This is a genomic window from Micromonospora sp. NPDC085948 (genome assembly GCF_040686315.1).
Taxonomy (GTDB): domain Bacteria; phylum Actinomycetota; class Actinomycetes; order Mycobacteriales; family Micromonosporaceae; genus Micromonospora.
The window spans coordinates 251,139-269,190 of the sequence record NZ_JBFBJW010000005.1; the positions used below are offsets into that span (position 1 = coordinate 251,139).

General features: G+C 70.9%; 14 protein-coding genes. 2 read left to right on the forward strand and 12 right to left on the reverse strand.

Translation table 11 applies throughout. From position 1 onward, the window contains the following. Window positions 1–15: 15 nt before the first annotated feature. Both AB0O48_RS16315 and AB0O48_RS16320 read right to left on the reverse strand, forming a co-directional pair. Window positions 16–675, reverse strand: a complete 660-nt coding sequence (locus AB0O48_RS16315; protein WP_365066275.1) for a response regulator transcription factor — start codon at window positions 673–675, stop codon at window positions 16–18. Continuing rightward, window positions 663–1,847 carry a histidine kinase gene (locus tag AB0O48_RS16320; RefSeq protein ID WP_365066278.1) on the reverse strand — a complete coding sequence of 395 codons (1,185 nt, stop codon included), beginning with the start codon at window positions 1,845–1,847 and terminating at the stop codon, window positions 663–665. Before AB0O48_RS16320 ends, AB0O48_RS16315 begins: the two co-directional genes overlap by 13 nt. 242 nt (window positions 1,848–2,089) lie before the next feature. On the opposite strand from AB0O48_RS16320, the gene AB0O48_RS16325 reads away from it, so the two are divergent. Continuing rightward, window positions 2,090–2,836: an ABC transporter ATP-binding protein gene (locus AB0O48_RS16325; RefSeq protein ID WP_365066695.1), complete on the forward strand. Its 747-nt coding sequence runs from the start codon at window positions 2,090–2,092 to the stop codon at window positions 2,834–2,836. Continuing rightward, on the forward strand, window positions 2,833–5,415 hold the full coding sequence (locus AB0O48_RS16330; RefSeq protein WP_365066281.1) for an FtsX-like permease family protein: 2,583 nt from the start codon (window positions 2,833–2,835) through the stop codon (window positions 5,413–5,415). The genes AB0O48_RS16325 and AB0O48_RS16330 overlap by 4 nt, the downstream gene beginning before the upstream one ends. 20 nt (window positions 5,416–5,435) lie before the next feature. Here the strand turns inward: AB0O48_RS16330 and AB0O48_RS16335 are convergent, their stop codons facing one another. The 10 genes from AB0O48_RS16335 to AB0O48_RS16380 all read right to left on the reverse strand — a co-directional run bounded on the left by AB0O48_RS16335 (window position 5,436) and on the right by AB0O48_RS16380 (window position 17,965). Then, entirely contained in the window at window positions 5,436–6,014 is a 579-nt protein-coding gene (locus AB0O48_RS16335; protein WP_357371438.1) for a hypothetical protein, read from the reverse strand. A gap of 371 nt (window positions 6,015–6,385) precedes the next feature. Beyond that, on the reverse strand, window positions 6,386–7,471 hold the full coding sequence (locus AB0O48_RS16340) for a discoidin domain-containing protein (protein WP_365066285.1): 1,086 nt from the start codon (window positions 7,469–7,471) through the stop codon (window positions 6,386–6,388). A 298-nt stretch (window positions 7,472–7,769) separates the two neighbouring features. Further along, complete coding sequence (locus AB0O48_RS16345) at window positions 7,770–9,863, reverse strand: hypothetical protein (protein ID WP_365066288.1); 2,094 nt, start codon at window positions 9,861–9,863, stop codon at window positions 7,770–7,772. 271 nt (window positions 9,864–10,134) lie between these two features. Continuing rightward, on the reverse strand, window positions 10,135–12,573 hold the full coding sequence (locus AB0O48_RS16350) for a right-handed parallel beta-helix repeat-containing protein (protein WP_365066291.1): 2,439 nt from the start codon (window positions 12,571–12,573) through the stop codon (window positions 10,135–10,137). A gap of 55 nt (window positions 12,574–12,628) precedes the next feature. Continuing rightward, window positions 12,629–12,934, reverse strand: a complete 306-nt coding sequence (locus tag AB0O48_RS16355) for a hypothetical protein (protein ID WP_357371429.1) — start codon at window positions 12,932–12,934, stop codon at window positions 12,629–12,631. Continuing rightward, window positions 12,927–13,379, reverse strand: coding sequence for a YbaB/EbfC family nucleoid-associated protein (locus tag AB0O48_RS16360; RefSeq protein WP_357371427.1), 453 nt, complete (start codon window positions 13,377–13,379; stop codon window positions 12,927–12,929). Before AB0O48_RS16360 ends, AB0O48_RS16355 begins: the two co-directional genes overlap by 8 nt. Continuing rightward, complete coding sequence (locus AB0O48_RS16365; protein ID WP_365066295.1) at window positions 13,372–14,283, reverse strand: hypothetical protein; 912 nt, start codon at window positions 14,281–14,283, stop codon at window positions 13,372–13,374. Before AB0O48_RS16365 ends, AB0O48_RS16360 begins: the two co-directional genes overlap by 8 nt. A 3-nt stretch (window positions 14,284–14,286) precedes the next feature. Then, window positions 14,287–17,223 (reverse strand): hypothetical protein, encoded by a 2,937-nt coding sequence (locus AB0O48_RS16370; RefSeq protein WP_365066298.1) that lies wholly within the window; start codon window positions 17,221–17,223, stop codon window positions 14,287–14,289. A gap of 83 nt (window positions 17,224–17,306) precedes the next feature. Next, a complete protein-coding gene (locus tag AB0O48_RS16375) occupies window positions 17,307–17,609 on the reverse strand; it encodes a WXG100 family type VII secretion target (protein WP_357371421.1) in 303 nt (100 codons plus the stop codon). A 32-nt stretch (window positions 17,610–17,641) separates the two neighbouring features. Next, window positions 17,642–17,965, reverse strand: a complete 324-nt coding sequence (locus AB0O48_RS16380; protein ID WP_357371419.1) for a hypothetical protein — start codon at window positions 17,963–17,965, stop codon at window positions 17,642–17,644. Window positions 17,966–18,052 lie beyond the last annotated feature (87 nt).

Consider the following 18,052-nt stretch of genomic DNA (forward strand, 5'->3'; position numbering starts at 1 on the left):
AGGCTGACGGCCTGCTCAGTCGCCGTCGGTCTGGCCCGCGCCGTTGAGGTAGGCGAGGACGGCGAGGACGCGGCGGTGGCCGCTGTCGGTGACGGCGAGGCCGAGCTTGTGGAAGATGTTGCCGATGTGCTTGTGCACGGCGTTGTCGGTGATGACGAGCCGTGCGGCGATGGTGTTGTTGTCGTGCCCCTGTGCCATCAGGGCGAGTACCTCGCGTTCACGGGGGGTGAGGACGGCGATCGGGTCGCTGCGGTTGACGAGGAGTTGGGCGATGACGTCGGTGTCCATGGCGGTGCCACCGGCGGCTACTCGGCGCAGCGCGTCGACGAACTCGTCCACCCGGCTGACGCGGTCCTTGAGGAGGTAGCCGACGCCGCCACCGGTGGTGGAGAGGAGTTCGGCGGCGTACTGCTGCTCGACGTACTGCGACAGCACCAGGACCGGTAGGCCGGGGTGCTCCCGACGGGCCTGCAGGGCGGCTCGGATCCCCTCATCGCGAAATGACGGCGGCAGCCGGACGTCGACGATGGTGACGTCGGGCCGGTGGTCCCGCACTGCGGTGAGGAAGCCGGTGGCGTCGCCCGCGACGGCGACGATGTCGAACCCCACGCTGTTGAGCAGCAGTTCCAGTCCGCTGGCCAGCAGCACGTTGTCTTCGGCGATCACGACCCGCACGGCAGCTCCATGGTGATCGTCGTCGGCCCGCCGGCCGGACTGTCGACGTCGACGGTGCCGTCGAGCGCGAGCACCCGGCGACGGATGCCGGCCAGGCCGGTGCCCAACCGATCGTCGGCGCCGCCAGCACCATTGTCGGTGACAACCACCGACAACAGGTCTGCCGTGCGGCGCACCCGTACACCGGCCGTGGTCGCCCGGCTGTGTTTGGCGACGTTCGTGAGTGCCTCGGCGACGGCGAAGTAGACGACGGACTCCACCGCCGCCGGTACCGTTTCGAGGTTGTCGATGTCCAGCCGGGTCGGCACGCCACAGCGAGCCGTCACCGCGGTCAGTGCGCCGGTGAGACCGCGGTCGGCGAGGATCGGCGGGTAGACGGTCCGGATCACGTCGCGGAGTTCGGTCATCGCCTCCTCGGTTCCCTCGTGCGCGTCGCGAAGAAGCTCTTCCAGGAACTGTTCGTCCCGGGGATTGTCGGACAGCGTCCGCCGGGCCACGGCCAGCCGCATCGCGATGGCCACCAGCCTCGCCTGGGTGCCGTCGTGCAGGTCGCGCTCGATGCGGCGCAGCTCCGCGCCGTGTGCGTCGAGCACGTCCGCCCGGGTACGGGTCAACACGGCGACCCGGTCGGCGAGCTGTTCGGCTGCCGAGTGCGACAGCACCACCAGGCAGAGCCGGGCGTGCGCGCGGGCGATCGGCGCGAACGCCAGGTACGCCAGCGCGGCGAGCAGCAGGATCTGCAGCGGACCGAGGGTGAGGGCTGCCGCCCAGTCGGTCACCGGAATGTCGACGAACAGCCGTGGTCGACTCTCCGGCGCGAACGCCCACCACAGTGGTGTGGCGACCGCCGCGGTCAGGAGGTTGCCCACGCACAGCAGCGCGAGCAGGCCGAGCGCCACTCCGGTGACGACGTTCACCGGCAGCCAGAGCAGGTCGCGGGGCGTGGCCGGATCGGTCCACGCCTGGCGTCCCCTCGCGCGCAGGGGCGGGCGCGAGGCCAACGGCGTCCCGAGCAGTCGGCCGGCGCGGTCACGATGCCAGTTCGCCCACCGTCGGGCGAGCCTCGGATGGCTCAGCAGCGGCAGCGCGAGCAGCGTGGCGATCCCGGTGGCCAGCGATCCCAGGAGGTAGACCCCGCCCCGCCACACCTGCGCCCATCGAGCCGACGTCACCGGATGCCCTTTCTGCTCGGGGCGGCGTCCCCTCGCGTGCCCGACACGACGGCGAGTCTGCCCGGTGTCCACCGCCCACGGCACTACAGCCAGCTGTACCTCGCATCCGGTGGTACAGGGTATCGGTATCCGACGCCGCGGACCTTAACGTCGGACGAATGAGGTACGACAGCAGGAACCCATCGAGACGGCGCGGGGCGCTGGTCGAGGCCACCGCGACCCGGTCGTTGCCGCCGGGCGCGATGCCGACGTCCACGACGCCACCGTGCGCCGTGCGACTGCACTCGGTGTCGAAGGTCTACGGGTCGGGGGGGAACGAGATACGCGCTCTCGACGGGGTCACGGCCGGGTTCCCGCGCGGTACGTTCACCGCCGTCATGGGCCCGTCCGGGTCCGGCAAGAGCACGTTCCTGAACTGCGCGGCCGGTCTGGACCGCCCGACATCGGGCCGAGTCGTGCTGGGTGACACGGACCTGTCCGGCCTCTCCGAGACCGGGTTGACCGAGCTGCGCCGGGACCGGATCGGGTTCGTCTTCCAGGCGTACAACCTGCTCGGTGCGCTGACCGTGGCGGACAACGTCACGTTGCCGGTCCGGTTGGCCGAGAGACCCGTCGATCCTGAGCGACTCGCGAGTGTCCTCGCCGCGGTCGGGCTCGCTCAGCAGCTCGACCGGCGCCCGAGTCAGCTCTCCGGTGGCCAGCAACAGCGGGTGGCGATCGCCAGGGCGCTCATCAACCGACCCGATCTGGTCTGCGCCGACGAGCCGACGGGTGCGCTGGACAGCCGCACCGGCCGGCAGGTCCTGGCACTGCTCAGGAAGATCGTCGACGACCTGGGGCAGACCGTGCTGATGGTGACGCACGACCCGGTCGCGGCCGCGCAGGCCGACACCGTGCTGTTCCTCGCCGACGGCCGGTTGGCCGGCGAGCTGACCCGACCGTCAGTCGAGCAGATCGCCGAGCGGATGACTCACCTGGGAGAACCGTGAGTCGCAGCGTGCTGTCGAAGCGCGTGCTGGCGCTGGCCTGGAGCACGATCAGGGGGCGCAAGGGCGGGTTCGTCGCCGCATTCGTCGCGGTGTTGTGCGGCTCGGCGGTGATCACGGCCTGCGGGATCCTGCTCGAGAGCAGCGAACGCTCGGGCGTGCCGCCCGAGCGCTACCAGGCTGCGGACCTGGTGGTGGGCGCCCCGCAGGCACTGCCGATGGCCGACGACGTGGATCCCAGATTCGGCGAGCGCGCGACTCTGCCGGCCGACCGGGTCGGCGAGATCGCACGAGTGCCTGGCGTGCGGGCGGCCATCGCCGACGTCACCGTCCCGGTCAGCCTCGTGACGGCAGACGCCGAGGTGCTCGCCGGGCCGGACGGCATCCCCACGCTCGGGCATGGCTGGCACTCGGCGGCGCTCGGCCCGTTCACCACGAGCGCCGGCCGGGCCCCGACCGGACCGAACGACGTGGTGTTGGACTCCGCGCTGGCCGAGCGGGCCGGCGTCACCGTCGGCGCGTCGGTGCGACTCGCGGTCGGCTCGGACACGTCGACGTACCGGGTGGTGGGCATCGCGGGTCTACCTGGGGGTCGACTCGTCCGGCAGTCCGCCGTGTTCTTCACCGATGACCGGGCCTGGGAACTGACCGGTCAACCGGATCGGGTGGACGCGATAGGTGTGCTGGCCGGACCGGGTGTCAGTGCCGACGAGCTGGCGAGCGCCATCGAGGCGGCGGTCGCCGATGTGGTCGTGTACGCCCACCGGGAGCGGAGCGAGGCCGAGTTCCTCGATATCGGCAGCACGCGTTCGTTCATCAGCGAGCTGTCCCTGGCGTTCGGCGGCAGCATGGTCCTGGTCATCATGATCGTCGTGGCGAGCACACTCGCCCTGTCCGTTCGGCAGCGGCTAAGGGAACTGGCGTTGCTGAGAGCGATCGGCGCGACCCCGAAGCAGGTGCTCGGCATGATTGCCGCCGAGACCATGGTGGTGGGCACGCTGGGGGCGGTGCTCGGGGTGATTCCCGGCATCGGTCTGAGCCTCCTCCTCCGCGAAGCTTTCGTCCTGGCCGGCGCGGTACCCGCCGACTTCGAACTGTCAATCAGCCCGCTGCCGGCACTCGGCGCGGTGGTGCTGTGCCTGGTCGGTGCCCGTCTGGGCGGCTGGATAGCCGCCCGCCGCGCGGCCAGACTCAAGCCGGTGGACGCGCTCGGCGAGGCCGCGGTGGAACCGCCCAAACTCGGGTGGGTCCGGTTGACCGTCAGCGTTCTGCTGGTCCCCGCCGGTCTCACCATGGCGTTCGTGCTGCCACTGGTGCTGCCGGGTGAAGGGGCCGCGGAAAGCGCGGCCTTCTCCGCGTTCCTGCTCATCTTCGCCGTTGCGTTGCTGGGGCCGCGGCTGCTCGGCGGCGCCGTCACCGTGCTGAGTCCCTGGTTGAACCGCCGGCCGGGCGTCAGTGGGTTCCTCGCGACCGCGAACGCGCACGCCAACTCGCGGCGGCTCGCCGCGGCGACCACCCCGCTGATCATGGGCATCACCCTGGCCGCCGGGCAACTCTTCAGCGGAACGACCGCGAGCACCGCCGCCCAGGATCAGGCCGCGGACGGGCTGCGCGCCGACTACACGGTCACGTCCACGTCCGCCGGCGTGTCGCCCGAGGTCGCGGACGTACTGCGAGGGGTGTCCGGCGTCTCGGCGGTGACCCCGGTCGTCCGCACGCGGACGCTTGCGGTCTTCGGACCGGAGGCCAGCTTCCAGGTCAGGACGTACGCGGCTCAGGGGGTCATCGGTGACCGGCTCGTCGAGACCATGGATCTCGCCGTCCTCGATGGCGACGTCGCGAATCTGCGGGGCAACACGGTGGCGTTGAGCCGGATCGCGGCGGACACCCTCGGCGCCACGCTCGGCGACACCGTCGACCTCCGTCTCGGTGACGGCACGCCGATCAGACCCACTGTGGTGGCGCGGTACGAGAGGGGACTCGGCCTTGGTGACGTCACGCTGCCGCACGAAGTCGTGCTGGAGCACACCACCGATCGTCTCGACTACGCGGTGCTGATCGCGGCGGCCGCCGGAACCGACGTCGGGGCGCTCGGCGATGCGTTGCGATCCGCCGTCCACCACCTTCCGACCGTCCAGGTCAACGACCGGAGCTCGTTCATCGCCGCGCAGAGCGCCGCGGCCGCCGGAGAGTCGGCGACGGGCCTGATCCTCAACGCGGTCCTGCTCGGCTACCTCGCGATCGCCGTGGTGAACACCCTGGTGATGTCGACCGCCGCACGCTTCCGCGAATTCGCGCTGCTCCAACTGGTCGGTGCCACCCGCCGCCAGGTGTTCGCGATGATGCGCAGCGAGACGCGGGTCATGGTCGTCGCAGCCGTTCTCATCGGAAGCCTTGCCGCTACCCCGTCGTTGATCGGCACGAGCATCGCGCTGACCAGGACGCCGATCCCGTCGGTGCCACCGCTCGTCTACCTGGGAATCGTCGCGGTCGCCGCACTGCTCGGTTCGGCCGCCATCATGATCCCGACGCGGATGGCCATGCGGTCGCAGGCCGTCGTCGCGATCGGTGTTCGGGAGTGAGGCGCGGTCCGGATGAGGAATCACATCCCGGCCGCGGCGTCGTACCTGCGGCGTTGGTCGGCCATCTCCGACTCGGCAAGCGCCTCCTTGAGCGCCAACTCCGCGTACTTGGCCGGGAACATCTGCTTCACCCGGTCGGTGAACATAACCTCGGCGGTCGCCTCGACGACCTGGATGCCGGGCGGCTCGGTGGACATGTCCATGATCACGGGGCCGGCCAGCTTGACTGCCACGTCCCAGGGGCGCCCCCGCTCCGCGACCCCGCACAGGTGGAAGCCGTAGACCGTGCGTACGTCCGCGAGCGCGGTGACCTCGGTCGGCTCGTAGCCGTAGACGCGGACCCCGCAGATCACCGCCGGCTTCTCCCCGCCGGCGGCCTGCTGGGCATTGTGCCCGGCGTGGTTGTGCTGGCCCGGGTCGGCCTGTTCCAGCACGGTACGCATCCGGGACATGATCTGCGTCTGCAGGTCAGCCGGCTTCGTCTCCGGGTCGGACCGGTTGACCAGGACGACCGCGCCGGCCGACACCGTCAACAGGATCACCGCCACCCACACCAGGCGGTGTCGATACCATCCCGCGAAACTCTGTCGGGAAATCATGATCTCTTCTCACCTCGTCGCCGGTTGGTGCGCGGGCAGACCGAATCGGACGCCCCGGAGTGTCGAACGTCGACCGCGTCGGCCATCGACGACACGGACCGGAGGGGGTACGGACGGCGGGCACGGATGCCTGCCCGGCAGGACGCCCGCCGTCAGGGAGATGGCCCGGCGATGCGGCAGGCGAGCGGCTGTCATGGCAGCGCGCTGCCGACACTGCGCTGCTCCCGCGCTGGCCGTTCCCAGCACGGTTGCCCCCGCGCTGCGGCGATATGAGCCCATTCAACACGTCCGGCTGCGCTCTGGCAACATCGACGAGCGTCAGCTTCGGCGTCGTGCGCGACCCAGGCTTCGCGAGGCAGGCACAGGTGTGGTCAGGAAACCCCGAGCTCCCAGATTGAGTAGCCGTACTGGTTGACGCGCTCAGTGCCCGTGACGCGGACGAACCGCGCGGCCGTCCTATTGGCCGGGATGAGCACGGGGCCAGGCGCTCCCGCCGTCGTGGTGAAGATCGTCTTCCAGGAGCCGCCGTCGACGGAGACGTCGACGTGGTAGGCGGTGGCGTGGGCGTGCTCCCAGTTCACGGTCACCGTAGTGATCGAATACACCTCGCCGAGGTCGACGGAGATCCACTGCGGATCCGAGAACTGGCTGCCCCAACGGGTCGCCGCGTCGCCATCGACCGCGTACGAAGCGTTCCACCAGGCCTTCTCGGAGCTGGAGGCGGTCGCCGGTCGCCGCAACGCGAGGTTCCTGCCCGAGGGGTTCTCCAGACCGGAGACGGCGCCGTTGGGCTTCGGCGCCGAGCCGGCGGGGGGTTTCGCGGCGCTGCTGGCGGCGGCGCTGCTCGTCGCGGGCGACGCCGGTGCGGGCGGCCCCGGTACGGGCGGTGGCGACGCCGACGCCGACGGGGCCGGCCGGGCCGACACCGACGAGGTGGGCCCCGCGGTGGGCGGGCCGCTCCCGGGCGGCAGCGGCGGCCCGTAACCCGGACCCGCGGTGATCACGATCCCGCCGTCCCCGGGCGGGGCGCTCGGGTCCAGGGCGCGATCGTCGGGCAGCCGGCTGCCGAGCGTGACCGCGGTGACCGCCACCAGCCCGACCAGCAGGAGCGACACCGACCAGGGCCGGAGCAGAACACCGAGGGGACGACTCCCGGTCGCGGCCGTTTCCGGGCCGGGCGCGGTCTCCGGCACGGCGGGCGCGGTCTCCGCCTCGGCGGACACGGGCGGAGTCGACCGGGTGCGCGGCGGATCAGCAGCACCGGGTTCCCCGTCGTCCGACGACCGGTCGACCGGGACCGGAAGCGGTACCGGCGGCAGGGGGGTCCGGGCGTCCGGCTGGGCGGCGGCGGTCTCCGGCCGCGCCGACGGCAGGCCGGTCGGGGCGGCGGGAGCCACCGGCGGCGGGGCCTGGGGGGCGGTCGCCGCCGGTGTGACCGGCCGAGGTGGCCGGAGCATCTTTGGTGGACTGTCCGATCGGTCCTCGACGGGCCGGCGTGGTGCCGGCATCCGGGTCCGATCGACGATCGGGACCGAGGGTGCGGGCCGCACCGGAGGAGCAGTCGCGGAATCCGCGGACGTCGCCGCGTAGGGTGGCAGTCCGCTCAGCGCCACTGCCCGCTGCACCGGGGGGCGGCGTGCGACCGGGGCCGCTGGCGCAGCCCCGCCCGAGCCCCGGTCACCGGCCTCGGGCGTCGGTTGGCGCGCTGCCGCTGGGTCATCACCGGCGGGGACGGAATCCACAGTCGACCCTCGCTCAGGACTGTCCATGCTCGTGACTCTCCCGCTCTGTGCAGCATCCGCGCCCGTCCTGGCCGGAATGACTCTCTCCACCGTCCGTTCGCGGCGGCACCGCGCACCACCCGGACGCGAGCGCGGCCGGCGGCGCGTCCTCCACCAGCAGTGCCCGCGCGCCGACCGGGCAGCCGAGGTAGTTGGCGAGCAGCCGCAGCAAGGGCTCGGCCAGCTGACCACCCTCCACCCAGACCACCTCGCCGCCGCCGACCCATCCCGGCCGCCGGTCGGCGACGACCGTGGCGAAGTCCCAGGCGGTGACCGGCTGGCCCGCCAGGAGGAACGGCCGCCGCCAGTCCGGCCCGCGCGCCGCCACCACGGTACGGTAGCCGGACCCGTCGGCCCGTTGCCGGATGTCCGCGGCCTCGGGAATCCGGGACAGCGCCAGCAGCGGCTCGTCGTCATCCGGGCCGGCCTCGACCCGCGGCGGCGTGGCGCGGGCCGGTGCCCTCAGTTGCACCAGGTCCTCCTCCCGGAAGGGGAAAGAGGAGTCGAGGCGCACCGCCGGGCGGGGGGCACGGTTCACCCGGCGCGGCAGGCTTGCCCACCAGCCGTCCGCCCGTCGACCGATCGTCACGACCTGCATCTGGTCAGCCACCTGCTGCTCGATCTCCGGGTCGACGGGCACGGAGGAGACCAGCAGGACCGGGCGGGCATCGGACTCCCGGTACGCGGCGATGATCTCGCCCAGTTGCCCGGGTTCGACCTCGCCCGCATCGGTGTGCACGGTGCCGGTGCGGGCGTCGGCGGTGAGCAGGACCGCGAAGAGCCGGCTGTCGCGGTGCCACCACCGTGGTGGTGTCGAGCGTTGGGCCGCGAGCACCACGTCGGGCCGGTCGGCCGGGTCGGGTGCCAGGAGGTGGCTCAGCTCCTCCGGAACGAACCGCGTTCGGGACCGCACGCTCTCCGGCAGGCGGTTCAGCAACAGGTGCAGGATCGGCAACACGTCGTCGGGCAGGGGCAGACCGGGCAGGCCGACGGCGATCGTGAACCACTGCGGATGCCACGGACGACGGCGGACGTCACCGGTGTGCTGGCCGGCGAAGGGGGGTCGGACCCAGAGCCCGAACTGGGTGGGCTCGGCCACCCAGCGCTCGTCGAGCCGGAACGTGTCGGGGCCGGCCGGTCGCAGGTCCGCGAGGAAGTCGACACTCCCGATCGGTCTCGGCGCAACGCCCGGAGCGCACCGCAGCCGTGCCACCGGGGGCGTCCACCAGTCGCCGTCGGGGTCGATCGCGACCGACACCGGTCGGTGCTCGTCATCGAGGATCGGCAGGCCGGTCGCGACCTCGACCGGGCGGTCCCAGCGGTCGGCGATCGTGGCGGCCAACCGCAGTGCCTCGTCCGCGGCCTCGCCGTACGGGGCGATGACCATCGAGGGGTCCAGCGCGTCGAGGATCGACAGTGCCGCCTCGACGCCGGGCGTGGCCGCGCCGGGGCGGCCGAGCACCACCGTCACCCGCTCGGCGTCCATCGGCACCGCGAACGCCAGGTCGTCCAGGCTCGGGTCCGGCAGGTCCGGCAGGTCCGGAGAGTCGGCGTAGAGCCACAGGCCGGCCGGCACGCAGTGGGCTCTGATGCCCGAGCCCACGTGTCGCACCAGGGTGTCGACTTCGGCCTCCCAGTGCGGCGGCGGATACCGGTGGCCACCGTCGGAGATGCTGCCGTCGGCCCGGAACCAGCGCCACCCGTCGACGGCGAACAGGCCGCCCCCGGGCACGAGCAGGAGTTGACCACTCGGCGCGTACACGTCGGCCTGGAGCTGTCGGGCCAGGGTCGCGGCCGGGGGCGGACCGGTTGTGGGGGTCGTCCCGGTGCCGCTGACCGCGAGACGGGCCGCCGCCCCGGGCGGGACAGCGATCGGCAGGACCTCGGTGATCAGCGCCCAGTCGTCGGGATCGACGATCTGGCCGACAACTGTCACGACCCCGCGCTCCGAGGGCAACAGGCGTGCCATCGCGACGATGGTGCCGTCCGGGTCCGGCCCGACAACCGCGAGGTTGTCCGCGACCCACCGCAACGCGTTCGCGGAGCCACGCCGTGGGCCGCTGCTCATCGGCGCTGAGGCTGCGGACATCACGGGCGACACCCGGTACGCATCCAGTGCAACCGATGAGACCGCTCCCACGCGAGACTCACCAATCCTGTCTCATCTCGTTCCACCCACACCCCACCCCGAGAACCACCACATAGTTGACTCGGGACAACGGTTTGTCAATCGGTGGAGATGCCGCCCGCGGCACGCCTCCCAGAAGTGGGAGGGGACGCGTTTCGGGGAATGATAGGGCCGCGATGTTTCCGGCGTGCTGCGTCGGCCGAGCCGTGCCTCACACCCCGACGGCGCCCACCCCGACCACGGCGGTCGGCAGATCCTCGACGGTGAGCAGCGCCAACTCGGCGGTCGTCACATCGGCCGCAGCCGCCAACCGGGAGGCCTGCCGGTCCGCCATCCGCTCGAAGACCTTACGCGCCTCCCGACCGTTGCCGAAGGTGCCGTCCCTGGGGATCCGGTCGAAGTGGGTCAGCAGCGCCGATGCGGCGGCGGGGTCCAGTTGGTAGTCGTGCCGGACACACTGGTTCTCCACGATGGTCACCAGCTCCGCCGGCGTGTAGTTGGCGAACTCGATGGTCCGGCTGAACCGTGACTCCAGACCGGGGTTGGCCTGGAGGAAGCGTTCCATGTCCGCGGAGTAGCCGGCGGCGACGACCACCACCTCGTCACGGTGGTCCTCCATGAGCTTCACCAGGGTGTCGATGGCCTCCCGACCGAAGTCCGGCCCACTGCCGCCGCGGCTGTTGCTCAGGGTGTACGCCTCGTCGATGAAGAAGACGCCACCGAGGGCGGAGTTGAACGCCTCGGTCGTCTTGATGGCGGTCCCACCGATGATCTGCGCGACGAGATCGGCGCGGGCGACCTCGACCAGGTGACCCTCCCGCAGCACCCCCAGCTCGGCGAGGATCCGCCCGTACAGCCGTGCGATGGTGGTCTTGCCGGTGCCGGGCGCCCCGGCGAAGACCAGGTGCCGGGCCATGGGCGGGGCGGACAGCCCTGCCTCCAGACGGCGCTTGGACATCTTGTTGAGATTGATCAGTGACGTCACCTCCTGTTTCACCCCGTGCAGTCCGACGAGGGACTGCAACTCACGCAGTGGGTCCGAGCCGCGGGCGACGAGGCGTCGACCCTCCCCGGCCGGTGCCTCGGCCGCCGAGGTGGTCGTCGCGGTGGCGACGGCGGCCGTGCCGTACGCGTCGGGGAGTGTGTTGCGGGAGCTGGCGAGTTCCTCGACCGTCAGGTGGCCGTCCGGGACGGTCTGTCGCACCCCGGAACCCTGGTTGTCCCGCACCACGCAGCCGACCAGTCGCACCGAACCGCCGGTGCGCACCGCGATGCCATCGCCGCCGCTCGCGGTGAACTCGGAGTCGGTCACCGTCCCCCGCGACTCGTCGCCGAAGACGCATCCGTCGCCCTTCGCCGCGTGGACTCTGCACCCGGTCAGCGAGATGTCCCCACCGGCGCCCACCGACACACCCTCGGCGCCCGCGTCGGCGATGTCGCAGTCGCTGAACGAGGCCGTCGCGTCGGCGACGACCACACCCGCGGCGGCGCTGCCGCGCATACTCAGACCACTCAGCGACGGCTGAGCTCGGCCGCTGACCGAGATGCCGACGCCGCCGCAGCGCTCGATGGTGAGGTTCTCGAAGCGGCCACGGGCACCGCCGAGGATCTCGACAGCCGCCCCGTCGCACCCGTGGACCTGCAACCGTTTGACGAACGGGTCCGCGCCGTCTTCGAGGTGGACCCCGACCCCGGTGCAGTCGCTGACCACCGTGTCGGTGAGTTCGGGTGTGCCACGGTCGCCGATGCTCACGCCGACGCCGGCGATCTTCGTGGCGGTGCACGCCTCCAGCCGCCCACCCGCGCGGCCGGTGAAGCGGAACCCCGTACGCCGGGCCCCACTCACCCGACAACGGCGCAGGACCGGTGTGCACCGATCGTCGGTGAAGACTCCGTCGGCGGCACAGCCGTCCACGGTGCAGTCCTCCAGCAGGCATGACCCGGCGGTGGCCAGGTAGATGCCGACGCCGTTGGTGTTGCGGACGCTCAACCGACGAGCCGTGATCTCGGCCTGCTGCTCGGCGGCGAGCGCGGGCTTGCTCGTACCGATGATCTCGGTGTCCTCGATGGATATCCGGCCCTGGCCGTTGAGGCAGATGCCGTTGCCGCCCGCGTCGCGCACGGTGCACGCACGGACCCGCAGCTCCCCGCGCTCGGCGACGACGACGCCCGACGTGCCCAGACGCTCGATCCGGCAGTCGTCGAGCACGCTGCCGGCCGAGGAGGTCACCACGACCCCGGCACCGACCTCGTTGCTCACCAGGCTGTCGCGCATGGTGAGTGAGCCGCTGTCCCGGACGAAGACGGCAGCCCACGACGACGCGACCAGTTCACACTCGGTGACGCTCAGTTGGCCCACCACCAGCGCCAGGGCCGGGCTGTCGGCGTCGGTGGCAATGATCGACAGTCCGGACAGCGCGGCGGACTCCGCCGCGAGAACGACCGGGATGCCGGACGACGCGGTCAGCTTCACGGTGCCCGGCCCGTCCTCGGCGGTGATGGTGACGATCTTCGTCAGCACCAGGTTCTCGGTGTAACTGCCGGGTTGCACGCTGATCACCGACCCGTCCGACGCCGCCGCGAGCGCTTCGGTGAGCGTCCGGTACCCGGAGGCCGCCGACTGGGTGACGGTGATTCGCCGCTGGTTCACGCTCGTCCTACCTCCACAGACACCGAGACTTCCCGATGCGGCTGGTTACGCGGACCTACGAAAGGTTGGCGCTGTTGTCGATGTCCTGGTCCACGAGCGCGTCGACCGCGCCATGCCCCTCGCGGACCAACTCCCTGATCGAGTCCCGCGCCGTCGCGAGGTAGCCCAGCGTCTGTTCGGCGTTGGGTTCCCGCTGTTGTGCGAATTTCTGACCGTGTTCGTCATTTCCCCACGGATCGGGAAGACTCGTCCGGACGTTCCTGACGCGCGACAGAGCACTGTCGACCTCGTCGGCGACGCTCCCGACCACCTTGAAGAGATGGTGGGCTCCCTCCGGGTCGATCCTCGTCGCGTCAGCCATCGGCCCGACCCGCCTCGTCCCGCGCGGCCCGGGCGATCGACGGCAGGTCGATCGCGGAGGTCAGCAGGGAGCCAACGACCTCGTTGAGGTCCACCTTCCCGCCGGCCAGGTCGCCGAAGGACACGCCGGGCAGCACGTCCGGACCCGCCATCTCGTCGATCTTCCCGAACGACTCGGCCCGGCCACGGCGCAGCGTCTCGACCAGCAGACTGCTCAGCTCGTTCGGTGCCATCGCGCGGTACTTGGTGTTGTTGAAGGTCAGCTTCACCAGCTCGCCACGGCCGTCGAACGTGGCGGTGAGCATCTTGTTCGGCGAATCGACTGTGGTGCTCGCCGCCCGCATCTTGGCCTGGAACTCGTCCAGTTTGCGCCGCTCCTCGGCGAGCATGGCGAAGACCACGTTCAGTTCTCGGCCGCCTGGTCCGCGGTCGGTCTGGTCAACCATCCCGGTCACCCTTCCTCACGTCCCCGAGCTCCTTGCGGAGCCCCTCCTGAATGTGCTGGTCGATCCGTTCCGTGCGCCCGAGCACGTGCCATCCGGCGTCGGCGTCCTTCCACACCGCCGGGTCTCCCTGGGCGAGCGTGCTGCCACGGCGCTGCCCACCGCCCTCGTTCTGCATGCCACCCAGGCCACCACCCATCCCTCCGCCCATGCCCCCCATCGGCATGAGCGGCATCATCGGGAGGCCGCTGCCCGTCCCGCCGCCACCTCCGGACGGCGGAGCGACAGTCTCGCCGGGCTGATTCGCCCTGACCGTCGGCGCCGCCGGGCGGAAGAGGTCGGCGGCATCGGAGTCCGCCGCGAGGACCAGGCCCGGCGGGTCGTCGCCCGCCGACTCGGCGCGGGCGTGGCGGTCCCCCGGCTCGTCGACGGTCGCCACCGTCGGTGGGTTCTGGCCGCCGAGACCGAGGCCGACATCGCGGTACGCCTCGGCAAGGCCATGGAGTACGACCTGTGCCCGGCGGTCCCACTCGTCGTCGGTCGAGCCGCTGTCCGCGGCTCGCTGAGCCTGTAGGTCCCGTACCCGCGACTGCCCGACGCCGAGGGCATTCGCCGTGACCCGCAACTGCCGTCCGCACTCGGCGTCGTCCAGGGTGTGCACCAACTCTCGGGTACGACGTGCCGGGTCGCTCAGCCGTACACCGGTTGCCTGGGTGCTCCGCCAGGCGTCGTCCAACTCGCTCAACGCGCGGTCGAGCGACTCGGCGATCGCCCGTAGGCCACTCCGGGCCTCGTCGAACAGCCGGGCGGACGTCTCGATGTCCACCGGGGATGCCGCGTCGAGGGCGAGAGCGATGTCCTGGAGTGTCCGCGGTTGCCCGATCGGGCTTCCTCCCGCGATGTCCATGGGTCAGCTCCTCCCCACGGCCTGGCTGGAGACCGCGTCGCCGTCGTCGCCCCACATGCCGTCCTCGCCGACGAGCCACGTGTTGCGTTCACGGTCCCGATCACCCTGGTTGCCCATGCCGCCGCCCATCGGCGGGGACATTGGCATTCCGGATCCGGCGCCCTGACCGCCCTGAGCGCCGGCTGACAACGCCGACGACGACGACGAGCTACCGGGGTCGCCCGAGGCCACCGGGGCCAGCTCGAGTGGGGCGGGCAGGTTCGCACCGCCCCGGTCGCCGCCACCGCCGGACACACCGCCACCGCCGCCACCGGAGTCACCACCGGGGCCTCCACCCGAACCACCGCCGGATCCGCCACCCGGGCCGCCACCAGAACCACCGCCAGAACCACCGCCAGTGCCGACGGTGCTCTTGCCGTTGAGGTAGTCCGAGATGGACGAGTGGCCTGCGCCCTCGTCGATCAGGTCGTCGATGGACTCGTCAGCGGCCTCCTTGGCGTCGGTGAGCGCCTCCACCCGTGCTTCGCGTTCGGCCGCGGTGTCGCCCTCGCCCTTGCCGGCCCGCTCGTCCTTGATCATCTCGTCGAGAGTGTCGGTGACGGACTCCCTGGCCTCGGCCAGGGCACTGTCGCGAGCCTTCTCGGCGGCCTCGTCGCTCTTCCCTGGACTGCCGTCGCCCTTGTTGTCGTCCTTGCCGTCGCCCTTGCCGTCGCCCTTGTTGTCGTCCTTGTTGTCGTCCTTGTTGTCGCCCTTGCCGTCGTCCTTGTTGTCGTCCTTGTTGTCGTCCTGGCCCATCAGGTCGTCGATCGCGTCGTCGGCCGCGTTCCGGGCGTCCGCAAGGGCATCCTCGCGGGCCTGCTCGGCCTCGGGGTCCCCGCCGCCGCCCGTCGTGCGCTTGTCGTCGAGATCGTCGATGGCACCGTCGACAGCCTTCTGCGCCTCGTCAAACGCCCGGTCGCGCGCCTCCTCCGGGGTGGCGTCGCCCGCGTCCTCGTCCAGCAGTTCCTCGATCGCCTCGTCCGCGGCGTCCCGGGCGTCCTCCAGCGCGTCCTTGCGGACGGCATCGGTCTCCGGGTCACCGGTCGGCTCGCCGATCAGGTCCTCGATCGCCTCGTCCGCGGCCTCCCGGGCATCCTCCAGCGCGTCCTCGCGGGCCTCCTCGGCGACCGGGTCAGCTGTCGATCCGCCCTTCAGATCCTTGATCGCCTCGTCCGCCGCCTTTCGCGCATCCTCCAGCGCGTCCTTGCGGGCCTCCTCGGTGACCGGGTCAGCCGACGACGTCGGCGGTAGTCCCTGCTGGGAATCGCCGCCGCCCTTGAGGTCGTCGATGGCGTCATCGGCCGCCTTTCGGGCATCCTCGAGGGCGTCCTTGCGCGCCTGCTCAGCGGCCTCACCCGGGGTGCCCGATCCGCCCCCCGCCTTCTCGGATCCGGAGCTGGGACTCTTGCTCCCGGGATCGCCTGATGTCACCGGAACGCCGCCGGCCCCACCCAACAGTCCATCGATCGCGCCGTCGGCGGCCTTCTTCGCATCGTTGAGCGCGTCCTTACGCGCCGCATCCCCGCCAGGCGTCGCGCCCGTGCTGGACTTCACGCCCGAGCCGGCGCCACCGCTGAGGGGGGGTGCGCCGGCACCCGCCGAGCCGAGCCCCTGGATCGCGTCGGACGCTGCCTTCTTGGCATCCTCGAGCGCACCGTCGCGCCCCGGGTCACCGGTCTTGAGGCCATCGATGGCGTCGGTCGCCGCGCCGTTCGCGTCATTCAGCGCCTTCTGCCGCGCGCCGTCACCACCGGAGGTGCCACCGCCGATGGGCGCGCCCCCACCCGAACCCGCGGGCGCTCCCCCGCCGGAACCCGAGGGTTTTCCTGGGTTGGAGGTCAGTGGAGCTAATTCCATGGGGGTCGTGATGCCGTTGGTCGGCGGCGTCTGACTGCCGGGCCCGTTGGACAGTCCCTCGATCGCGTCGGTCGCGGCCTTCTTCGCCTCATCCAGCGCGGCGTCGTGCGTGGGGTTACCGTTCTTCAGCCCGTCGATGGCCTTGGACACCGCGCCCTCGGCCTCGTCGAGGGCCTTCGCACGGCCGTCGCCACCCTTGTTGTTCCCGCTGTTCCCACCGCTACCGCTACCGCTACCGCTACCACTGCCACTACCACTGCCACTGCCACTGCCGCTACCGCTACCGCTGCCACTGCCACTGCCACTGCCACTGCCGCTGCCGCTGCCACTGCCGCTGTTCTCGTTCTTCTTGTCGTTCTTCTTGTCGTGGCCGCTGCTGGTGTCGATCGGCTTCAGCAGCGCGATGTCGAGCTTGGGCAGCCGGCCACCGATGTCCTCGTACGTCGCGGACAACCCCATCAGCAGGGCGCGGAGGTTGGACATGATCCAGCGCTCGCCGGCCTGGTAGGCCTGCCCCCACCCGCGCTCCTTGTCCGCCAGCTTGGAAGCCGGGTCGTCGACGCCGGTGTAGATTCTCTCGATCTCGGCGGAGACCCAGTCCCGGAGCCGGTCGGTCAGCCGATGACCCGTGTCGATGATGTCCCAGAAGTCCCGGCGGAAGGTCACGATGGCATCGCCGACATTACCGATCTTGGTGCCATAGTCGTTGCCATCGAGGACGTTGTAGACGCCCTCCCTGCTCTTGTCGGCCACCTCCACGACATGGGCGTCGAAGGCGGTGGCGGCTTCTCCGACGAATGCTGGTTTCGCGCCACCCGTCAGTTTCTTGGCCAGCTTCTCGAACTCCTCCAGGACGAGGTCGAGTTCGATCTCCGCCTTGTTGAACGCCTGCTCCGCCTCGGCCCAGCCGCCCTCGGCGTTGAGGCCGGGCTCGGTGATGTCCCCGACGAACGGGCCGAGCTGCCCCCACCCCCCGTAGTTGCGGAACGTCTCTCCCGTGGGCGGGCTCTTCTCGTCGAACGACCCGACTTCACCCGTTGGCACGATTCCCCCACCGCTCGGACTCATCACGAACTGCCGGAATACGCCGAGGAGCCCGTGGGCCCCCCGGCGTCACCTCGAAACACTCAGCGGTTGCCGAACCGGTTGCCGGAGCGGATGTCCTGCTCCTTCATGTCGTCCGCACGAATCCCCAGTTCCTTGGCGAGGTCCGCGACGATGGTGTTCATGTCGGCGAAGTTGTCCTCGATCTGCTTCGAAAGCTGGTTGTAGTTCGCGGCCGCCGGCCCCGTCCAGGTGTCGAGCGCGTGGCCGGTCTCCTGGGACAACTTCTCGATGTAACCCTCGACATCGCGGTTGACCCGCTGCATCTGCGAGATGCCCTCGAAGATCTGGTCGTACTGATAGCCGATGAGGCCGTTGCCGGACATGGCCGGTCCCCTTTCCGATCGCTTGTGCTGGCTCAGATGTCCTTGAGAATGCCCACACCGATGGCACCGACCTGACCGGCGTTCGCCAGATCCTGCGCGTCGAAGTCCTGCACCGTGCCGTCCACGTTGCCGGCCATCTCGTTGAGGTCCGCCACGATGCGGGTCACCTCGCCCATCCAGTCGTCGCGCGCCTCCAGCAGCGTCTTGATCATGGCGCCGTCGCAGTAGTCGTCCATCAGGTCGACGGCGGCACTGAACCTGTTCTTCGCGGCGTCGACGTCGCCGGCCGTCTGTCGGTGGTCCCCCGCGACCCGGTTGGCGGTACTCGGATCGAGGGTGGTATTACCGTTCGCCATGGCTTCCTCTCCCTGCTGTGGACTGTGGTGATCCGGTAGTTCTCGCCTGGTGGGGCTCATGCAACCAGCGGGCTTGGCGACCGAGCC